Source organism: Candidatus Allofournierella merdavium, from assembly GCF_944382735.1.
Taxonomy (GTDB): domain Bacteria; phylum Bacillota; class Clostridia; order Oscillospirales; family Ruminococcaceae; genus Allofournierella_A; species Allofournierella_A merdavium.
Window position 1 is genome coordinate 107,125 of sequence record NZ_CALWND010000004.1, and the last position, 20,020, is coordinate 127,144.

General features: G+C 65.5%; 15 protein-coding genes. 6 read left to right on the forward strand and 9 right to left on the reverse strand.

Annotated features, from left to right (window positions below):
- The 8 genes from ACH2A7_RS04015 to ACH2A7_RS04050 all read right to left on the reverse strand — a co-directional run bounded on the left by ACH2A7_RS04015 (position 1) and on the right by ACH2A7_RS04050 (position 10,280).
- Positions 1-1,050 carry a sugar phosphate nucleotidyltransferase gene (locus ACH2A7_RS04015; protein ID WP_394960315.1) on the reverse strand — a complete coding sequence of 350 codons (1,050 nt, stop codon included), beginning with the start codon at positions 1,048-1,050 and terminating at the stop codon, positions 1-3.
- The gene (locus ACH2A7_RS04020) at positions 1,047-1,664 is read right to left on the reverse strand and encodes a hypothetical protein (RefSeq protein ID WP_394960317.1); all 618 of its coding nucleotides are present in this window, start codon (positions 1,662-1,664) and stop codon (positions 1,047-1,049) included. Before ACH2A7_RS04020 ends, ACH2A7_RS04015 begins: the two co-directional genes overlap by 4 nt.
- On the reverse strand, positions 1,661-3,655 hold the full coding sequence (locus ACH2A7_RS04025) for a hypothetical protein (RefSeq protein WP_394960319.1): 1,995 nt from the start codon (positions 3,653-3,655) through the stop codon (positions 1,661-1,663). Before ACH2A7_RS04025 ends, ACH2A7_RS04020 begins: the two co-directional genes overlap by 4 nt.
- A gap of 31 nt (positions 3,656-3,686) precedes the next feature.
- The gene (locus tag ACH2A7_RS04030) at positions 3,687-4,844 is read right to left on the reverse strand and encodes a LegC family aminotransferase (RefSeq protein ID WP_394960321.1); all 1,158 of its coding nucleotides are present in this window, start codon (positions 4,842-4,844) and stop codon (positions 3,687-3,689) included.
- Between the two features lie 16 nt (positions 4,845-4,860).
- Positions 4,861-5,481 carry a hypothetical protein gene (locus tag ACH2A7_RS04035; RefSeq protein ID WP_394960325.1) on the reverse strand — a complete coding sequence of 207 codons (621 nt, stop codon included), beginning with the start codon at positions 5,479-5,481 and terminating at the stop codon, positions 4,861-4,863.
- Positions 5,478-7,490 carry a hypothetical protein gene (locus ACH2A7_RS04040; RefSeq protein ID WP_394960327.1) on the reverse strand — a complete coding sequence of 671 codons (2,013 nt, stop codon included), beginning with the start codon at positions 7,488-7,490 and terminating at the stop codon, positions 5,478-5,480. Before ACH2A7_RS04040 ends, ACH2A7_RS04035 begins: the two co-directional genes overlap by 4 nt.
- A 23-nt stretch (positions 7,491-7,513) precedes the next feature.
- Positions 7,514-9,175, reverse strand: a complete 1,662-nt coding sequence (locus ACH2A7_RS04045) for a DUF2142 domain-containing protein (protein WP_394960329.1) — start codon at positions 9,173-9,175, stop codon at positions 7,514-7,516.
- 121 nt (positions 9,176-9,296) lie between these two features.
- Positions 9,297-10,280, reverse strand: a complete 984-nt coding sequence (locus tag ACH2A7_RS04050; RefSeq protein WP_394960331.1) for an NAD-dependent 4,6-dehydratase LegB — start codon at positions 10,278-10,280, stop codon at positions 9,297-9,299.
- A gap of 176 nt (positions 10,281-10,456) precedes the next feature.
- Here ACH2A7_RS04050 and ACH2A7_RS04055 point away from each other — a divergent pair, with 176 nt between their 5' ends.
- Genes ACH2A7_RS04055 through ACH2A7_RS04070 form a run of 4 tightly spaced genes read left to right on the forward strand, consistent with a single transcriptional unit; the run spans position 10,457 to position 15,587 of the window.
- Positions 10,457-12,001: an MBOAT family O-acyltransferase gene (locus tag ACH2A7_RS04055; RefSeq protein WP_394960333.1), complete on the forward strand. Its 1,545-nt coding sequence runs from the start codon at positions 10,457-10,459 to the stop codon at positions 11,999-12,001.
- 57 nt (positions 12,002-12,058) lie between these two features.
- On the forward strand, positions 12,059-13,009 hold the full coding sequence (locus ACH2A7_RS04060) for a hypothetical protein (protein ID WP_394960335.1): 951 nt from the start codon (positions 12,059-12,061) through the stop codon (positions 13,007-13,009).
- 24 nt (positions 13,010-13,033) lie between these two features.
- On the forward strand, positions 13,034-14,347 hold the full coding sequence (locus tag ACH2A7_RS04065; RefSeq protein WP_394960337.1) for a surface carbohydrate biosynthesis protein: 1,314 nt from the start codon (positions 13,034-13,036) through the stop codon (positions 14,345-14,347).
- 13 nt (positions 14,348-14,360) lie between these two features.
- Positions 14,361-15,587 carry a lipopolysaccharide biosynthesis protein gene (locus ACH2A7_RS04070; protein WP_394960339.1) on the forward strand — a complete coding sequence of 409 codons (1,227 nt, stop codon included), beginning with the start codon at positions 14,361-14,363 and terminating at the stop codon, positions 15,585-15,587.
- 68 nt (positions 15,588-15,655) lie between these two features.
- On the opposite strand, the gene ACH2A7_RS04075 is transcribed toward ACH2A7_RS04070, so the two are convergent.
- Entirely contained in the window at positions 15,656-16,912 is a 1,257-nt protein-coding gene (locus ACH2A7_RS04075) for a sensor histidine kinase (protein ID WP_394960341.1), read from the reverse strand.
- A 342-nt stretch (positions 16,913-17,254) separates the two neighbouring features.
- Here ACH2A7_RS04075 and ACH2A7_RS04080 point away from each other — a divergent pair, with 342 nt between their 5' ends.
- Positions 17,255-18,373: an N-acetyl sugar amidotransferase gene (locus ACH2A7_RS04080; RefSeq protein ID WP_394960343.1), complete on the forward strand. Its 1,119-nt coding sequence runs from the start codon at positions 17,255-17,257 to the stop codon at positions 18,371-18,373.
- A 397-nt stretch (positions 18,374-18,770) separates the two neighbouring features.
- Complete coding sequence (locus tag ACH2A7_RS04085) at positions 18,771-19,634, forward strand: hypothetical protein (RefSeq protein WP_394960345.1); 864 nt, start codon at positions 18,771-18,773, stop codon at positions 19,632-19,634.
- Positions 19,635-20,020 lie beyond the last annotated feature (386 nt).

The following is a 20,020-nucleotide window of genomic DNA, read 5'->3' on the forward strand; positions in this document are numbered from 1 at the left end:
TTACGCCTGCTGTTCCAGCCGGCGGCGCATCTTTTCCAGTTCTTCCATCTGGCCCATGTCCATCCAGGCCGACTCGTTGATGGGGTACACCCCCACCGGCAGGCCCTTTTGGCGGTATTCGTCGATCACGTCGGGGAAGCCCACCTTGCGGCCTTCCTCCATTTCTTCCACCACCCGGGGCTCCACCACATAGACCCCGGTGTTGGTGAGGAAGTTCAGTTCCGGCTTTTCCTTCAGGGCGGCGATGGCCCCGTTCTCCCCCATCTCCACCACGCCGTAGGGCACGGTGTAGTGCTTGTAGGCGCAGATCATGGTGATGAGGTTGCCGTGGGCCTTGTGGTACTGGTACACATCGCCGTAGTCCACGTCCAGCAGGGTGTCGCAGTTGGAAAAGAAGAAGGTGCTGTCCAGCTTGCCCTTCAAAAGGCTCAGGCCGCCGCCGGTGCCCAAAAATTCCGTCTCATCCACATACTCCACCTGGTAGCGCAGGTCCTCCAGGTCGCTGAAGTAGGACTTGATCATATTCTTTTTGTAGTTTACCACCAAAACCATCCGCCGACAACCGAAATCGGAGAACCGCTCCAGGATCAGCTCACAGATGGGTTTCTCCCCCACCGGGATCAGGGGCTTGGGCAGGATCTTGGTGTAGGGGTAAAGCCGGGTGCCGAGACCCCCCGCCATCACCACCACCGGGATGTTCGCCTGCTTGCGGTTGTCCACATCGAGGCCCGTGGCGAACACCACGTCCGCCACCTTTCCGTCCCGGTCCAGCAGGGGCAGCGCGTCAATGGTGTATTTTTCCAGCATGGCCCGGGCCGCGCCCCGCTGCTCCAGCGGCAGGCTCTTGGGCGAATAGTTCGCCGCAAGGCGCACCGGGTCCTCCAGCCTGCCTCCCCGCAAAAGGAACTTGCGCAGGTCGCCGTCGGTGAGCACCGCTTTCAGCTTGCCCTGCGGGGCGATGAACAGGATGCGCTGGCCGGTCTCGTCCAGCTGCTTCATGGTCTCGAGGATGGTGGCCTCCTCGCCGATGAACAGTTCTTCCAGTTTCACTCGTCTTCCCCCTTTTCCCGTTTCAGCGTCACGGCGCACCCGGCAAGGCCGGGCAGCGCCGCCAGCCAGAACAGCTGCCACGCCGACGGGATGAAGTATTGCTGCCACGCCGGCCGCTCGTTGAGCACGATGGCGTCCAGTTCCACCGCCACGCCGGCGGTGTCCGCCAGATCCAGCCGCAGCCCCCGCCCGGCAACACGGGGCAGGGTGTATGAAACGCTGCCGTCCGCCCGGGCCTTGGGCCACACCCGCAGAAGGGGCGTGTAGCCAAAGCCCGGCAGATGGTAGTACAGATCCTTTTCGTTGCCGGCCTCGCTGTCGTACCGGGCCACCAGGCGCAGCCGCCGCACCAGCGTGCCGGGCTGCAGCAGCAGCTGGGCGTCGCCGGTGGTGCTGGTGAGCGTCCCGTCGGCGTTTTCCATGTTCACAAGGGTATATTGCCCGGCATCCGCCAGCGTGACGGTCTTTTCTTCCAAAAGGCCGGCGGCATAGAGTGCCTGGTCCAGGGCGAAATTTTCAACCAGCGTCAGCGCCAGCAGGCAGACGCCCAGGGCGTAGAGCGCCCGGAAGGGGCGGCGGCGCGCCGTCGCCCAAAGAGTTTTGAGCGCCTTCATCCCGTCACCTCCCCGTTCAAAGACGCGGCGGGCGCCCAGCCCGCTTCGCTTTTTTCGTAGAGGGCGGGGCCTCCCTTCGCGGCGGCCAGGCCGTCGGCGAAAAGGGCGGCATAACTCTCCTCAAAAATGTCGTCGATGGCCGCCACCACAAGGCAGTCCACCTGCTCCTCTTCCAGCAGGGCGGCAAATTCCTCCGCCGTGTAGGGGGCGCTGTATGCCATGCCCTCCACCAGGGCCGGCGCACCGTAGGTGGCGCCCCCCGCGCCGTAGACAAGGGCGGGGCAGAGCTGCTGGTTGAACAAAAACCAGGAAAAGCCCTCGTCCCCCTGGCGGATGAGGAAGGCTTTCTGCCCCGGCTCGATGGCTTCTTTGGCGGCCTTTGCCACCGCCAGTTCGCCGCGCACCGCCGCGTACTCGCCGCCGCCCACCCCCAGCAGGGTGAACTGGGGCTCGACCCCCACGGCCAGCGCCGCGGCGAACACCGCCCCCGCCGCCAGCGCCGCGGCCCGGCCCAGCACCGGGCGCGCCGCCGCCGCGCAGCTGAGGGCCAGCACCGCCAGGGCCAGCAGCAGCCAGCCGCTGTAATAAGAAGCGAAATACCGGGGATAGCTGGCGAGATTTTCCGGGGTGGAGTCCTTTAAAAGGAAGGCGTAGCTGAGCCAGAGCATCAGCCAATAGCCCGCAAAGCAAAAGGAACTGCCCGCGGCGAAGATGGTGGCCCGCAGCCGCGCCCGCTTGCCCGGAGCCAGCAGCACCGCGGCCAGAAAGACGGCCAGCGTCAGCGCCGCCACCGCCGCGCCGGTGCCAAACACCGACACCTTGCGGTGGAAAAAGGCGTCCGCCAAAGCGCCGCCGTACTGCCAGAACAGGTCACGCCGGGCCTCGAAGTAGCTCTCCGCCGGCAGGCCCAGCAGCAGTTTGAGTCCATTGGCCACCACCGCGGGCAGGCTGGCGGAAGCGGTGTCGCCCATGCCGCCGGCGGCGGCGTTGCGCCGCACCAGGCCCGTGATGTAGTTGTTCCAGAGCAGGTATTGGGCGGCGGGCGCGGCAAGGCAGGCGGCGGCAAAGCCCAGCCGGGCGGTCAGGGCTTTTCTCCCGCGCTGCTCTCCGGCGGCAAACAGCGCCGCGTCCAGCGCCACCAGCCCGGCCGCGGCAAGGCCCAGCACAAAGGTGTTGCTTTTCACGTTCGCCGCCAGCAGCAGCACCGGCAGGGTGAGCCACCGGGCGGCGGGGCCCTGTTCCTTCGCGGCCAGCCAGAAGGCCACGGCCCCGCCAAAGAGCATGCCGGCGGGCAGGTCACCCAGAAATTCCAGCCAGGAGGTGTTCAACAGGGCGGTATGGCCCGCCACCGTCACCAGCGTGGGCACCGTCAGGCCCGCCAGAAAGAGCGGCCCGGCCAGCCGGGCCTTTTTCGCGCAGCCCGCTGCGGCGGCCACCGCGGCCAGCAGCAAAAGGTCGGCGGCGAAGATGGCCCGCCAGGGGGCGAACGAGCCGAACAGCTGGAAGAAGAAGCTGGCCAGCGGCAGCGCCGCCAGTTCGGTCATCTGCCAGGGCAGGCCGGTGTCGCAGACGGTGTAAAGAGCGCCCGTCTCGCTGGTGAGTTTCGCGGCGGTGCCCCAGAAGGAGTATTCGTCAAAGTTTAAAAACTCCGGCCGCAGGGCAAAAAGGCCCACGGCCAGGGCCAGCGCCAGCGCCCAGAACAGCTTTGCGGCGGGGTCTGCCAGCGCCCCGGCCAGCGGGCAGCGCTGCCCCTTTTTCCTTGCCAGCGCGGCCTCGAGGCCGCCGCCCAGGATGCCCAGCGCCGCCAGCGCAAGGCCCGCCGGGCGCAGCGCGCCCAACATCCCCGCCGCCAGCAGCCAGAGTTCCGCCAGGGCCAGCGCCGCCAGCGGCGCGGCGGCGGTGGGAAGTCCCCCGCGGCGGGTGAGCAGCGCGCTGCCGCCGAAGAGGGCCGCCAGCATCACCAGCAGGCCGATCAGTTCGCCCCAGGCCACGGCAGGCCCTCCCTTCCTTCGTTGTGTTTTTTCACAGGGCCAGAATGGCCTCGATCACCCGGTCGCACTGGGCCTCGGTGAGGTTCGTGGAGCAGGGGATGTTCACGATGCGCCGGCGGTAGTCCCGGGCGATGCCCATGGCGTGCGTCTCGTTGCGGCCATAGTCGCACTGCTCGTTGATGAGGGACCACACCGGGCGTGTCTGGATGCCCTGGGCCTGCAGCCGGGCGATCACATCGTCCCGCTCCAGGCGGTCGGGCAGCAGCAGGCTGTAGAACCAGTGGTTCGACCGGGTGCCCGCCCGGAAGGGCAGCATGGAAAAACCCTTCACCCCGTCCAGGGCAGCCTTGTACTGCTCATAGCGGACGGTCTTGTGGTCGATGAAGCCCTCCAGCAGCTCCATCTGGGCAAGGCCCAGGCAGGCGTCGATGTTGGTCATGCGGTAATTGTAGCCCACTTCGTCGTGCCTGAACTGCAACAGGTCGGTCTTGGCCTGGGTGGACAGGTGCTTTGCCCGCGCCGCCCACTCCGGGTGATTGGAGACCAGGGTGCCGCCGCTGCCGGTGGTGATGATCTTGTTGCCGTTGAAGCTGAAGGCGCCCACGTCGCCCATGGTGCCGGCGAATTTGCCCGCAAACTCCCCTTCCGTGTATTTGGTGCCCAGGGCCTCGGCGGCGTCCTCGATGAGGGTGAGTTTATAGTTTTTCGCGATGCGCAAAAAGCGGGGCATGTCCGCCATGTTGCCGAACACATGCACCAGCACCAGCGCCGACACCTTGGCCCCGGTGCGCTTGTTGTACAGGCCGTCCGCCTTCAGTTCGCACCGGTTTGCGCAGAAGTCCTCCACCGCGTCCGGGTCCATGGTGGCGGTCTCGTCGCAGCCGAAGAACACCGGCTCGGCCCCCACATACCGGGTGGTGGGGTTCACCGAAGCGATGAAGGTCAGCGCCGGCACGATCACCTCGTCGCCGGGGCGGATGCCCGCCGCCAGCGCCGCCAGATGCAGCGCCGCCGAGCCGGAGGCGCAGCATACCGCCTCGGGCATACCCAGGTATTTGGCCATGCACTGCTCCATCTCGCCCACCTTGGCCCCGCTGGTGGACACCCAGGCGCCCTCCAGCGCTTCGTCCACATACTTGCGCTCGTTGCCGCAGAAGTTGGGCACCGAAAGGGGAATGAACTCGCTCATCGTTAAGACCTCGCTTTTATTTAGTTTCATCGTCTTTTTTCAGAAGTGCGCCCAGCGCCCGCCGCAGCTGGCAGGCCGCCGCCAGCGCCGCCGGGGGCGCCAAAAGCAGCAGCAGCGCCGCGCCCCGGCCGGGCACGAAGGCCGCCAGCGGCCACTGATCGGGGTTAAACACCACCCCGTCCAGCCGGGTGACCACGCCGCCCTGGCTGTCCGGGTCGATGCGCACCTCGCTCACCCGCACGCCGCCCAGATCGAAGGTGTAGACGTCGGGGGCGGTCAGGGTGCCGTAGACCGACTGGCGGGGGGAAAAGTCCGCCTGGCCCGGCGTTTTCCAGTAGAGCATCACCGCCTGGGGCGGGCTCTCGTGCTCGATAAAAAGCCAGACGGTGTTGAGATAGGCATCCCCCTGCCACAGCAGCTGGGCGTCGCCGTCGGTGGAGATGTACCACGGGCCCTCCTCCCCCGCGTCGTAGGGCTCGATGCCCACAGGGGTGAAGTCCTCCAGCGAAAGGCTTTGGGTGGCCGCCAGGCCCTGCCGGGCGTGCCAGGCGGTCTTTGCAAGGCTGGCGCAGCCCAGCAAAAGCCAGATCGCAAGGCCCGCCGCCCAGGCCAGGAGGAGAGGTCTCAGTTTTTTCATGCCGCGCCTCCTTCCACCGGTGTCCAGCGCACGGTGTCACCGTCGTACTGGATGGACAGCAGCACCGGCTCGTCGGGCTTGTCGTCCGGCAGGCCCTCGCAGCCGAAAGCGGGGCCGATCACGTCGGCGATGTAGTCGTCGCTGGCGTCCACCAGGATGTGCGTGTATTTTTTGTCCAGCAGGAAGAGACGCAGGTCGTCGGCGTCCGCCACCGTCTGATAGCTGTACACCTCCGGCACCCCCTCCCCCGCCGCCTCGGGCGGAACGAGGTTCATGTGGGTGGTGTCCCAGTTATAGTCACCCTCGTGGCCGTAGCCGAAGCCGCCGAAGCCCCGGGCCAGGGTGGCGTTCAGTTCAAAGCCGTAGTAGTTCCAGCGGATTGCGGTATCCCCCTGGCTGATGAGCAGCACGGTGTCCGACCAGTCGAGAAGGCCGTTCACCGCCTCGGCCCGCTGTTTCACATCCTGGCGCACCGAGTACACCGAGCGGGGGTAGTTCCAGAAGCCCGCGGTGGGCAGGCCCCGCCAGGCGATGAGTACGCAGAAGCCCGCCAGCACCGCCGCGGGCAGAGCCCCCGCCAGCTTCGCCATCCGGCTTTCGGCGGCGGCGTACCGGGCCAGCAGGCCCAGCGCCATCAGGAAAAAGCCCATGTAATAGGGCCCGATGTAGCGGATGTAGTCCTGGAGGTTGGCCGCGTCGGTCTCCCGGAAGTTGTAGACATAGAGGAACAGATGGAAGACGAGGAACGCCCCCAGCGCCAGGGTGCCGAACACTCCCAGGCACACCGGGCGCAGCCGTTCGCCTTTGGGCGCCGCCAGCGCCGCCGCGGCCAGCACCAGCCAGATGAGGGCAAGGGCCAGCGCGCCGCCCCCCAGCAGGCAAACCGGGATGGTGAAGGGGCTGGCCAGCATCGCGTTTCGCACCTGGGCGAACTTTTCGGTGGGCTCCATAAGGCCCAGCAGCTGCGCCACCCCCTCGGCCATGGCCTGCCCCTGGGTGACCTCGTGGATCTCGCTGCCCACGGTGGTCTTGCCGAGACCCGTCACCGCCGCCACATAGCGGCTCCAGCCAAGGTAGGCAAGGCCGCCGGGCAGGATGGTCAGCAGGGCGAGGGCGGCGTCCTTCAGCCGCCGCGGCAGCCGGCGTTTGGGCGCGCAGAAGAGCCGGTCGGCGCAGACCAGCCCCACGGCGATGCACCCGTAGGCAAGGCCCACGTCCTTGGTGAGCACCAGGAAGGCCGCCAGCAGCGCGGTGAGGGCGAGGGCCGCGACAGGGCGCTCCCGCAGCGAAAAATAGACGCAGAGGGTGGCCCCGAACACAAACCCCAGGGGCAGATCGCCCATGAAGGAGAGATAGATGTTGGAGATGCCGCCCAGGGACGGCGCGCTGAAGAAGTAGGGCACCAGAAAGCCGCAGGCGGCGGCCACGGCGGCCCCCGCTTTGGAAAGGCAGGGCAGGCTGGCCACGGCGGCCACCGCGGCGGCCAGCAGCGCGTCGACGGCGAAATAGGCCGACCACTCGGAGAAGCCCGCGCCAAAGAACTGGAAGAGGTAGCTCACCAGCATCAGCGCCGGGGTGGCGGTGCGGGCCAGCAGGTTGCCCGGCGCCGCCGGGTGCAGCATGTCGTGGAGTTTGGTGAGTTTGGCCGCCGAGCCCCAGAGGCTGAACTCGTCGGTCTGGGTGAACATGGGCTGCGTGGCGGCGAACACGACCAAAAAGAAGGCGGCCGCCAGCACAAAGGTCGCAAACCCGGGGGTCAGCAGTTCCCTGAGCGCGCCGGCCAGCTCTCTTTTATACGCCAGCCACGCCGCCAGCGCCGCGGCGGCCAGATAAAAGGCCCAGCCGCCGGCCCTGAGCAGGCCGACCCCCCCCCACAGGCACAGCCAGAGGGAGGCGCCGGCGATCACCGGCAGGGCCAGCAGGCCCGCGTCCAGTTTAAAGCGGCGGGCCAGGGCGGCGCAGTAGAGGCTCACAGCCGCAAGCGCCAGTATCCCACTGAAAAGCGGCAAGGGCGCCGCCTCCTTTCTTTATGTTACTTGATGACATACACCGGCCCGATGATGTAGTGCTGGAACAGCAGCACCGCCCCCAGGGCCCCGAACACCGCCGAGACGCCCAGCGACACCCGCCGGGCCTTGGCCTGCCCGGAAGCGAGGCGGGGTTCCAGCACATGACTGAGCAGCGCCGCCACCAGCACGAAGAGCATCAGGAAGGCGGGCAGGAAATACCGCGCCTGCAGGCCGATGATGCGGATCATGCCCACCGGGGTGCTGGTGATGTACATGGCGGTGGCAGCACCCGCCATGTAGACGACGCTCAAGGCCCCCAGGCCAAAGGCGGGCATGGGCTTGAGACTGCTTTTTTCATGCACCGAGAGGGCCGCCGCGAAGAGCAGCACCAGCGGGCTGACAAAGCTGATGAAGGGCACTTCCAGGTCGAGGGCGCCGAACAGGCCCAGCTGCCCCAGGAAGAAGTTGTTTTCGTAAAAGCTGCCCAGCAGCACCGCCGCGTAGCGGAAGGGGTTTGCCAGGATGCCCAGCAGCTGAGGCAGTTCCGCCGCGCCCTCGATCTGCCGGCCCACATAGGGGTAGTTGAAGCGGAAGGCGGTGCCGTACCAGTCGAACAGCTTGCCCAGCGCAAGGCCGCCCACGAGGCAGCCCGCCGCCAGCTGCCACTTTTTCACCCGGGTCTTCCAGGCGGAGCGGGGCAGCACCAGCGGCAGCACCACCCACAAGAGGCTGATGTAGGGCTTGGCCAGATTCATCATCAGGAACGCCGCGATGAACACGGCGATGTCCTTATTCAGGATCTCGTCCTTGCAGTAGAAGCTGGCCACAAGATAATAAAAGCCCAGCAGGGTGGCGTCGTAGCTCACCGAGGCCGCCATGTAAAGGCTCAAAGGCAGCAGCATGAAGGCGGTGAACACCGGCTTGTAGCGTTTGCAGTTTTTCAGCGCCAGCCAGCACAGGGCCGTGTAGGCCGCCAGATTCGCCAGCCGCGCGGCGTACAGGCAGCCCAGTGCCCCCAGGCCCACAAGGCGGGCCACCAGGATGCCCAGCGCCTGCGGCAGCATGGAGAGGGTCATGAAGAAATAGGGCTCGCCCACCGATTCTTCGGCGGGCTGGCCGTCAAAGTAGGCGGCAAAGCCGTCGGCAATGCTCTCCACCCGGCCGTCCTCCCCCCGCTGTTTGAGGGCATAGCCCGCGGTGGTATAGCTGCGCTCCTCCCCGTCCTCGGTGTAGGAGAGGCCCTGGCTGGTGTGGCTGGCCACCCACGCGCCGGGGAAGCTCTCCACCAGCTTTGCCACGTCGTCAGGATAGATGCGGTCGTGGTCGAAGGTGAGACGGCCCTGGCTCAAAGAGTAGCTGCGCAGGAAGTGGGCCGTCTCGTCCGGCACCTGCAGCGGCGGATTCGCAAAGCAGAACAGCGCCCCGCAGAGGAAGATGGCAAGGGCCGCCTTGGCGTCGAAACCGCGCAGTTTCCCGCCGGCCCACACCGCCAGCGCCGCGGCCAGCACAAACACCGCCGCCGCGCCGTAGAGCAAAAGGGCGGGTACGCCCCGGTCGTCGAGATAATACACCACCCGCCAGTAGTACATGAAGGCCAAAGCGCCGGCCAGCGCGGCCGCAAGGCCCAGGGCGGCAAGCGCCGGGCGGGGCGGGCGTTTAAAGTGTTTGAAAGATAACTTTTGCACCAAAAAACCTCGTTCGTTTTGTGTTGCGGCCAAGGGCCTTTAAAAACGGCATATGCCGGGCCGGCCTCTCCGCAGAGGGCCTCCCGGCAGCCGGAACGGCCCGGCGGCAGCCGGGCCTTGTTTACAGATTGTACACGTCGGGCTTGTAGCGCTCCATGTTGCCCCGCAGAAACTCGATGGTGGCGGCCAGCCCCTGCTCGAAGGTGTAGGCGGGCTTCCAGCCGGTGAGCTTGTGCATCTTGGTGGCGTCGCCCAAAAGGCGCTCCACCTCGCTGTCCTTCGGGCGCAGGCGCTGGCTGTCGCAGACGATCTTCGCCTCGGGGTTGATCTGGCGGATGAGTTCGTTGGCCAGATCGCCGATGGAGTGCTCCACCCCGGTGGCGATGTTCACCTCCTGGCCGATGGCCGCCTCGCAGCCGCCCAGGGCCATGAAACCGGCGACGGTGTCCTTCACATAGTTGAAGTCGCGGGTGGGCTCCAGGCTGCCCAGTTTTATCTCGGTGCGGCCCGCCAGCAGCTGGGTGATGATGGTGGGGATCACCGCCCGGGCGCTCTGGCGGGGGCCGTAGGTGTTGAAGGGCCGCACGATGGTGACCGGCAGCTCAAAGCTGCGCCAGAAACTCTCGGCCAGCCGGTCGGCGCCGATCTTGGTGGCGGAGTAGGGGCTCTGGCCCTGGAAGGGGTGGTTTTCGTCGATGGGCACATACCGGGCGGTGCCGTACACCTCGCTGGTGGAGGTGACCAGCAGGCGCTTTGTGCCCACCTGCCGCGCCGCGTTCAGCACGTTCAGGGTGCCCTTGATGTTGGTGTCCACATAGCTGTCGGGGCTGTGGTAGCTGAAGGGGATGGCAATGAGGGCCGCCAGATGATAGACGATCTCCTGGCCCTCCATGGCGCAGCGCACGCCGTTGGGGTCGCGGATATCGCCCATGAACACCTCGATCTCGTTTTTGATCTCAGGGGGCAGGGTGTCCAGCCAGCCCCAGGTGCCGAAGGAGTTGTACAGGCAGAATGCCTTGACCTTTTCGCCCTTTTTGACCAGTTCCTCGGTGAGATGGCTGCCGATAAAGCCGTCGGCGCCGGTGACCATGACGGTGTGTGCCATACTTGCGCTCCTTTTGACAACGGGCGGCGGGCCCGGTTTTTCGAAAAATTATTCGAAAACAGTATACCCTATTTACGGCCGGATTTCAACCGCCTGCGCCCTTTACACCGCAGTACAAAACAGATATAATAACTTAGATACTGCCCTTTTCACGGGTTTGGAAGGAGGCCGCCGGGGTGAGTTTTCAGAGTTTTTCCTACTTTGCGTTCCTGCCCGTGGTGGCTTTTCTGTACCTGAAGGTGTGCCCGGCCCGCTTTCAGAGCGGCCTGCTGCTGGCGGCGAGCGCCGTGTTCTACTGGGCGAACCGCCCCGCGGGGGATGCCTGGCCCGGCGCCTGGCCGCTGGTGCCGCTGGCGGTGCTGGCGGCGGTGTGCCTGTTCGTCTGGCGGATGGGGCTTGCCCTTGCCCGCAAAGAGAGCAAGGGCCGGCTGCTGGCCGCCGCCGTCGTCGCCCTGCTGGCGGTGCTGGCGGTGTTCAAGTACTTCAACTTCCTTGTGCCGGTGCTGCCCCTGGCCCCCGGCCTTCTCCACGCCCTGCCCTTTCCCCTGGGCATCAGCTTTTACACCTTCGCCGCGGTGAGCTATCTGGTGGACGTGGCCCGGGGCGACATGGAGCCGGAGCAAAATTTTGTGAACCTGGCGGCCTTCCTCTGCTTTTTCGGCACCATCACCGCCGGGCCCATCTGCCGCGCGCGGCTGGTGCTGCCCCAGCTGCGGCAGGAGCACCGCTTTGACGAGGGCCCCACCGTGCGGGCGCTGCAGCTGTTCGCGTTGGGCCTCTTTAAAAAGGTGGCGGTGGCGGACGTTCTCATGATGTATGTCCGGCCCGTCTTTTCCGACGCCGCCGGCCACGGCGGGCCGGCGCTCGTGGCCGCCACCGTGGGCTACACCCTCTATCTCTATTTTGATTTCGCGGGCTACTCCGAGATGGCCCGGGCCAGCGCCCTGCTGCTGGGCCTGGAAATTCCCGAAAACTTCAAAACGCCCTTTTTCGCCGCCAACTTCTCCGGCTTCTGGAGCCGCTGGCACATCAGTCTTTCCGGCTGGCTGCAGGACTACCTCTTCACCCCTCTCGTCTGGGCAGACGCCTCCAAACTGCCCCTCATCGGGCGGCGGGTGAGCCGCCTTTCGCCGGTGCTGTGCGTCTTCATCGTGTTTTTCGTCTCCGGCTTCTGGCACGGCAGCACCCTGCCCTTTGTGGTCTGGGGCTTTTTGCAGGGCGTTTACCGCGCCGGGGAGGAGCTCATCCACCAGAAGTTCGGCAAGCCAAAAAAGAAGGCCCCCGCCCGGGTGCTGTGGGCCAAGCGGGCGGCGGTGTTCGCCCTGTGGGCCTTCGGCATGGTGTTCTTCGCCGCCGGCTCCGAGGTGGGCGGCAGCGGGATGGGCCAGGCCTTTGCCGTGCTGGCCGGCTTTTTCCGGGATTGGAGCCCCGCCCGCTTTGCCGCCGAGAGCTGGCAGGCGGTGCTGGACGGCTTCTACGCCCAAAACCTGATGGCGGCGGCCTGGTGCGCCTTTCTGGTCTGCACCCTGGCGCTGGCGGTGTGGTTTGACTGGCAGCGGGCCTTCCGCTTTAAAAACAAGAGCGCCGAACTGGTGCTGCAAGCGCAAAAAGGCACGACGCGCTGGGCGCTCTACTACGCGCTGGTGCTGGCCATCTTCGGCGGTCTTTTGATGGCCAGCGGCGGCTTTGGCGGCGCAAGCTTTGCCTACGGCGGCTTTTGACCGGCGCTGCATGGCATCGGGCCATGCAGCATAAACACAGCGAAAGGAGGCGCGGGAATGCGCGGCATCTTAAAAAAGCTGGCGCTGCTGGCAGTGCCGGTGGCGGCGTATTTCTGCGTCTTTGCCGCCTTCGAGCCCAACAACTACTTCGGCCTCAAGGTCTCCACCTCCAGCGAGGCGCCGGTGGCGCGCCTCAAAGCCTACGCCGCCGACCCCGGCGCGCGCATCATCGTGGGGGATTCGCGCCTTGCCCACTTCGACATGGAGCAGGTGGAACAGGTCAGCGGCCGGCCCTGGCAGAACCTGGCCTTCGGCGGGGCCTCCCTGCGGGAGGGGGTGGACGTGGTGAACTGGGCGCTGGAGCAAAACCCGAACCTTGAGGAAGTGGTGTTCGGTCTCTCCTTCTACACCGTCACCGAGACCTACGACGCCGACCGGATGAGCACGCTGGAGGCCACCCTGACGAACCCCCTGGCCTACATGTTCAACCTGGAATACAACGTGAACATGCTCACCGCCCTCTCCGAGCGGCTGCGGGGCATCCCGGGCGGCAGCGCGGAGGAGACCGGCGACTGGGTCTACCCCGAGGACTACACCGGCCCCGACGGCACAGTGTACCCCCTGCACACCCGCCTTGCCACCTACCCCGAGGCCCTTTTGCCCCGGTGCAGGGGCTGGACGCTCAACGCCGAGCAGCTGGCCCGCTTTTGCCAGATGGCCGAAACCTGCCGGGAGAAGGGTGTGAAACTGACGGTGGTGCTGCCCCCCATGGCGGACATCGTGCTCACCGACGCCTGCATGCCCTTTGGCATCGACGAGGCCATGGCCACGGAATTTTTGCCCCAGCTGGCGGAATGGGCCGAGGAATACGGCTTTGCCGTGCTGGATTATGAGTGGGCTGACCGCCCGGACTTTGACGACGACAAGCAGTTTTTTGACGGCTTTCATCTGGACACCCGCTACGGCCTGCCCCTGTGGGTGGACCAGCTTTTTTCCGACATCGGATAACTTTGCCAAAGGGAGGCGCCCGGGATGGGGCTTGACTTTTTGATTTTGTACGAGCACACGGTGCGGGAGTATGAGAGCGACCTTTTGCTCAAGCTGGAACTGGAGCGCCGGGGCTACACCGCCGAGATCCGCCAGCTGCTGGACCGCAAAAAGCTGAAATACTTCACCTGGAAAAAGCCAAAGGTGCTCGTTTCCAGCTGCATGTACGACAACGAGGCCATCAACAGCCACGTCTACAACAACATCGGCCGGTGCGACAAGATCGTGAACCTGCACTGGGAGCAGATGCTCAGCGACACCCAGGAGGCCGCCGACTGGTTCAACATGAACGGCAACGCCAAAAAGTGTGTGCAGACCTGCTGGGGCCGCCGCACGGCAGACCGGCTCATCGCCCACGGCATGAAGGAGAAGAACACCCCCGTCACCGGGGCGGTGATGATGGACTTTCTGCGCCCGGAGTTCGCGGGGTATTTCAAATCCAAGGAGGCCCTGTGCGCCGAGCACGGGCTGGATCCGGCCAAAAAGCTGCACCTGTACATCTCCAGCTTCGGCTACGCCAGCATGACCGACGCGGAGGTGAAGGAACTCAGCGAGATGGCGGGCACCGATTTTTCCGGCTTTGCCGCCACCAACCGGGTGAGCATGGCCGAGACGCTGGACTGGTTCGACCGGTATCTGGCCGGCCACCCGGAGGTGGAACTGGTCTACCGCCGCCACCCCAGCGAGTGGAACAGCCCGACGCTGACGGCCCTGGCGAACAAGCGGCCGAACTTCCACGTCATCTTCTCGGACAGCGTCAAGCAGTGGATCGTCGCGGCGGACTCCATCTCCATCTGGATGAGCACCGCCATCGCCGAGGTGTACATGGCGGGCAAGAGCTGCCACATCCTGCGCCCGGCGCCCATCGAACACGAGTACGACCCGGTGATCTACGCCGGGGCGAAGTACATCACCAATTACGAGGATTTCTCCGCCGCCATGGACGAGGACGAGCCCCCCTTCCCCATTGAAAAAGAGGTCATCGAGGGCTACTTTGACCCCAGCCCCATCCCCGCCTACAAGCGCATGGCCGACCTTTTGGAGCAGGTGTATCAGGAGCCGCCCCGGGATCATCCCATGGGCGAGGGCTTTACCCCCCATTTCAACTGGCTCAAGTTCTTTGCTTTGTGGGGGGTGCACATCCTGTTCGCGCTGCGCCTGTCCCCCAAAAAAGTGTTCTTCTTCCACAAGGGTCTGGCGGATTTCGCCCAGCGCATCTACGGCTATGTGGAAAAAGCCTATGTGCCCAAGGCCCAGGCCAAAGCCATGGAGGCGCGCATCGCGCCCTTTGTGAAGTAAAGGAGGCGGGCCGTTGAACGCACAGCTGCGCAAAAATCTTGTTTTCAATACGGCGGGCAGCCTGCTGTTCTATCTGTGCCAGGCGGCGCTGAACCTGCTGGTCACCGCCCTGGCGGGCGTTGCCGCCAACGGCATGCTGGCCACCGCCATGACCATCGCAAACGTCTGCCTGTCGGTGGCAAGCTTCGGCATGCGCACCTTTCAGGTGTCCGACCTTTCCGGCAAATACGCCGACCGCACCTATCTGCGCAGTCGCTACGTCACCCTGGCGGCGGCGGGGGCGGGCTGCCTGGTGTTCGCCTTTGTCAACAGCTACTCCGCCGCCCAGCGGTGGGTCATCGCCCTCTACACCGCCTACCGCCTGGTGGAAAGCTGGTCGGACGTGTGGCACGGCTACCTGCAAAGGGGAGAGCGGCTGGACGTGGTGGGCGTCAGCTTCGGGGTGCGGGGCCTGGTCACCGCCGGCACCGTGACCCTGGGTCTCGTGCTCACCCATGATCTTGTGCTCACCCTGGCGGCGCTCTTTGCTCTGAACGCCGTCTATGTGCTGGCGGTGGACATCCCCCTGGCCCGGCGGCAGGCCGACCTTGCCAAGAAAGGCGGCGGCAGCGTGTGGGCCCTGCTGGCCGAGTGCGCACCGCTGGCGGTGTACGCCGCGCTGAACACCTCCATCCCCTCGGTGCCCCGCTACTTCTGCGAGCGGGTGCTGGGCACGGTGAAGATGAGCTATTTCAACAACGTGTTCCTGCCGGTGCTCATCCTGCAGGTGGCGGTGATTTACCTTTTCGTGCCCTTCATCACCACCTTCGCCCGGCTGTGGAACCAAAAAGACAAAGCGGGCTTTTTCCGGGGCCTTGCCCTGTTGGGGGCGGCCCTCGCCGCCATGTGGGCCGCCGGGGCTGCCGGGGTGGCGCTGCTGGGGCGGTGGGGCCTCTCCATCCTCTACCCCACCAGCCCGGAAATTCTGGACTACGCGCCCCTCTTGCAGCCGCTGGTGCTGGCCACCGTCTGCACCGTGGCCGCCACGGTGCTGTGCCACCTGCTCACCATCGCCCGGGGCATGAAGGAACTGATCCTGGGCAACCTGGCGGGCCTCGCCGCCGCGGCGGCGGTGAGCGTGCCGCTGCTGGCCGCTTTCGACGTGTACGGCGCGGCCTACGCCACCATCGCCGGCATCGGGGTGCAGGCGGTGTGCCTGCTGGCCTTCCTGCTGGCAAAATGCCGCAGGCAGTTCGCCTGAGTTTTCAAAAACGCAAAAAGCCCCGCGAAGGAAGATCCCTCGCGGGGCTTTTGCGTTTTGCGGAGCGTTCAAAACACCACCCGCAGCCGGAACCATCCCTTCTCCCAACTGCACAGACACTCGGCGCCGTACTGCCGGCAAATGCTGCGGATGGAGCGCATGCCCACCCCGTGCCCCGGCTGCGTGGCGACGGGGAAGCCCTCCCCGTCCCACAGGGGCGGCCGGACGCAGGGGTTTTCCACCTCGATCATCAACCGGGGCGAGGCGATGGAACGGCAGCGGAGCACCCGCTGTTCGCGGGGCAGTTCCCCGCAGGCCTTTATGGCGTTTTCCAGCCCGTTGGCAAGCAACATCGCGAGTTCCGCCGACGGCGCCGGGAGTTCGGCGGGAAAAGCCATCCGGCACTCCACCCGCACGTCCCGCTCCTGCGCCTGGGAAAAGTAGAAATCCAGCACCGCGTTCAGCACCGTGTCGGCACACCAGCGCCGCTGTTCTGTCTTTTCCAGCCGTCGCCGGGCCTCCCCTATAAAGTTGAGGGCGGCTTCGGTCTGCCCGTCTTCCACCAGGGCGGCCAGCGTGTTCAGCCGGTGGCGCATATCATGGCGCTCGATGCGCGCCCGCTCCTCGGCGGCGTGGGCCGTCTCCAGCCGTGACCGCAAGGCGTCCCGCTGCAGGGCCGCCATCTCCCTGTCCTGACGTTCGCCGGCCTGGCGGCGCACCAAGTCGAACAGCGCCATCAGCACCCCGTAAACGCTTACCATCAAAAAGGTCAGAAAGGGCTTGAGCACCGTGGCGGCGGGCGTTTGGCCCACAAAGTCGGGCAGCAGCACGAACATGGCGATGTAATACATCACCAGCGGCAGGCACAGCAGCGGCCAGCCGCCCACCTGTTCCACCACTTCGAAATACAGCGGGCGCAGCCGCTTTACGAAGAACCAGAGCACCCCCGGCGTGACCAGGGCGTAGCCCAGGATCAGGCCCCAGGGCCGCAGCCCGGAGGCCAGATAGAACTGGTTGCTTGCGTGCTGCACAAAAAAACAGAGCAGAACGCCGGACAGAAACTGAAAGAACACCCGCCACTGGCGCTGGCAGCTGATATAAAACGTCAACGCCAACAGGGGCGGATGATTGAGCAGCGGGAACAGTTTCACATAGAGCGTATCCCCCGCCAGCCGGAACACCACCGTGTTGAGGAGCGCCAGCACCCCGGCCAGCGCCGCCACCAGTCCCCAGACCCGCCGCGGGGAAAAACGCGGTTTTAAAAAGAGTATCAGCACCGCCGTTCCCAGTGCGATGCAGAAAAGGCATCCGTACAATACAATCATTCGTTTTCCTCCAGCCGGGGCCCGGCCGGGCGCCTGAGGTTCCGCGGCGGCTTTGGTCGCCGCCCGCATCGCGCCCGCCCCTTGTTCATGACCATTGTATCATGCCCGCGCGCTCCATGTAACACCCATTCCGGGCATTTTCGTCCGGTTTCATCCTTTTTTGCGGATATGCGCCCGCGGCGCTCCCCTGTCCGCCTCCTCGCCGGGACCTCGTGGGCGCCGTCGTTCCCCCCCCGGGACAGGGCTGTGCCGTTTTTACAAAAAGGCTGGTATCCCCGCGGCCGCCGTGGTATAATAACGCCGTTGGAACCATTCGACTTTTTTACAGGGAGGTACCTACCCGTGAAATACTGCAAAAAGTGCACCATGCCCGATACCCGCCCCGGCATCACCTTCGATTCCGAGGGTGTCTGCAGCGCCTGCCGCCACTACGAGAGCCGCTCCAAGGTGGACTGGGACGCCCGCTGGAAGGAGTTTGAGGCCCTGTGCGACAAGTACCGCGGCATGAACGGCCCCGGCGGCTACGACTGCGCCGTGGCGGTGAGCGGCGGCAAGGACAGCCACTTCCAGGTGTACATCCTGAAAGAGGTCATGAAGATGAACCCCATCCTCTTCAGCGTGGAGGACAACTTCCCCATGACCGAGGCGGGCAAGCACAACCTGAAGAACATCTCCGAGACCTTCGGCTGCACCATCATCAGCTGCAAGCCCAACATCAAGGCCCAGAAGACCCTGATGCGGGCCTTCTTTGAGAAGTACGGCAAGCCCACCTGGTATGTGGACCGGCTGATCTATACCTTCCCGCTGCACATGGCCCTCAAGTTCAACACGCCTCTGCTGTGCTACGGCGAGAACGTGAGCTTTGAGTACGGCGGCGCGGCGGACGAGGAGACCTATTCCGCCCGGGGCCAGATCGAGAACGGCGTGGCGGTGGGCTTCCCCACCGAGGAGCTGCTCAGCTACGGCGTGAGCGAGAACGACCTGGCGCTGACCAACGCCCCCACCGCCGAGGAGCTGGCCAAACTCGACCCCTTCTACCTGAGTTACTTCCTGCCCTGGAACAGCTACAAGAATTACCAGCTGGCCAAGAGCCGGGGCTTCCACGACCTGACCCACGAGTGGGACCGCACCCACCACGCCGAGAACTTCGACCAGATCGACAGCCGGGCGTATCTTGTGCACAGCTGGCTGAAGTACCCCAAGTTCGGCCACGCCGCCGCCACCGACTACACCGCCCGCTACATCCGCTACGGCATGATGACCCGTGAGGAGGCCATTCCCGTCATCAAGGCGCGGGACGGCGCGCTGGACCCCCTGTGCGTGCGGGACTTCTGCGAGTTCTGCGGCTACAGCGAGGCGGAATTCTGGGCCGTCATCGACAAGTTCTACAACCGGGACATCTTCTACAAGGACGAGTTCGGCCGCTGGATGCTGAAGGAACCCATCTGGGAAGAGAAATAAGCGCTTCGCGGGCGCCCCTTTGCGGGGGCGCCTTTTTTTGACGGCGGCGGGGGCTGGTTTGGCCGGGAGACTGCTTTGCCGCGCCCGCCGGCACCGTTTTTGCCCGTTGCCGCCCGCACAGCGCGCTGCGGACCCGTCAAAGTCCGCCATCCTTTAGCGCCGCGCACCGTCTTTTCGCCCCCGCTCCCTCGCATCCTGCGCCGCCCGCGGGGTGCGCCCTTTGCACCGGCCCGCCTTTCCCCCTTCGCGCGCCATCTTTTTGCCTCCCGCTCCCCCGTGCCCCGCGCTGCCCGCCCGGCGCGCCGGGCCGTGACAAAAGGCTTACAAAACCGCGCCGCAGGCTGCTTTTGCCCCCTGTTTCTGCTATGATGAAAGCAGGAAAAGGAGGCGCGTGACCATGGTGAAAAAGAGAGTTCTCGCCCTGCTGGCCTGCCTTGGGCTGGCGCTGGCGCTGCCCTTTGCCGCCTTCGCGGACATGGGCCCCAAGCCCAGTGTGGAGGTGCAGACCGCCGGCCTTGACCAGGATTGCTGGGTCACCCTGCTGGCCGAGCAGACCGTCATCGGTCCCTGGAACCTGCCCGGCGCCGCCATGCCGGACTGGTTCGAGCCGGAGGAGCAGCCCGCCTGGGAGGCCTTTGCCGCCTATGGGGACCCGGACGGCTACCACTTTTTGCAATGGCAGGCTCGGGTGGCCGACGCTTCGCCCGCCACCTGGAGTTACATGGCGCCGAAGCACTTCAAGATCTTGTTCTGGTTCCCCCAGAGCGGCGGCTACGCCGTGACCGAAGCGCTGGACCGCTACGCCTACGCCGCCGTCTACCGGGTGGATTTTTCCGGCGTTGACCCGGCGGCGGGCGGGGTGCAGACGGTCACCGCCCAAAGAAACTATGACTACGGCGGCGAAGCGCTGGGCCTTGCCGCCCGCTTCGCGCTGACCCTGGCGGTGGAACTGCTCATCGCCCTGCCCTTCGGCTACCTGAAGCGGCCGTACCTGCGGGCGCTGCTGGCCGCGAACCTGGCCACCCAGCTGGCGCTGAACCTGGCCCTCAACCTCACCGCCTACTGTTCTGGCTCCCTTGCCATGTGGCTGCTCTATCCCCTGCTGGAACTGGCGGTGTTCGCGGTGGAGGCGGTGGTGTTCCGCCTCGCCTTCAAAAAGGCGGCGGGCAAGGGCCATCCGGTGCTCTACGCCTTTGCCGCCAACGCCGTCTCCTATGCCCTCGGCCTCTGGCTGGGGAACGTGGTGCCGGCCCTTTTCTGAAAAAGGGGTTGACAAACCCCGCCGCCGCGGGTATGATAATGGCATATTCCCAAAGACGTTGACGAGAAGAGTAGGTTTTCGGCATCGGCCTTTTCCAGAGAGCCCGGGCAGGTGGAAGCGGGCAAGGCACAGGAGACTGAACATGGACTCTGAGTCGCGCGGGCGAGAGGCAGGAGCCTTAAACCCGCGACGGGCGCGCCCGTTAAAGCGCCAGGCTGTAACCGGCTTTTGCCGCCGCAGCCCCAAAGGCTCTTTCCCGCGAGGGGATGGGCGAACCAAGGTGGTACCACGAAGCTTTTTATAAGCTCTCGTCCTTGCATGCGTGCAAGGACGGGGGCTTTTTTGTTTGCCCTTCGGGGCCAAGACCGGTTTGGAGTTGAGAACAC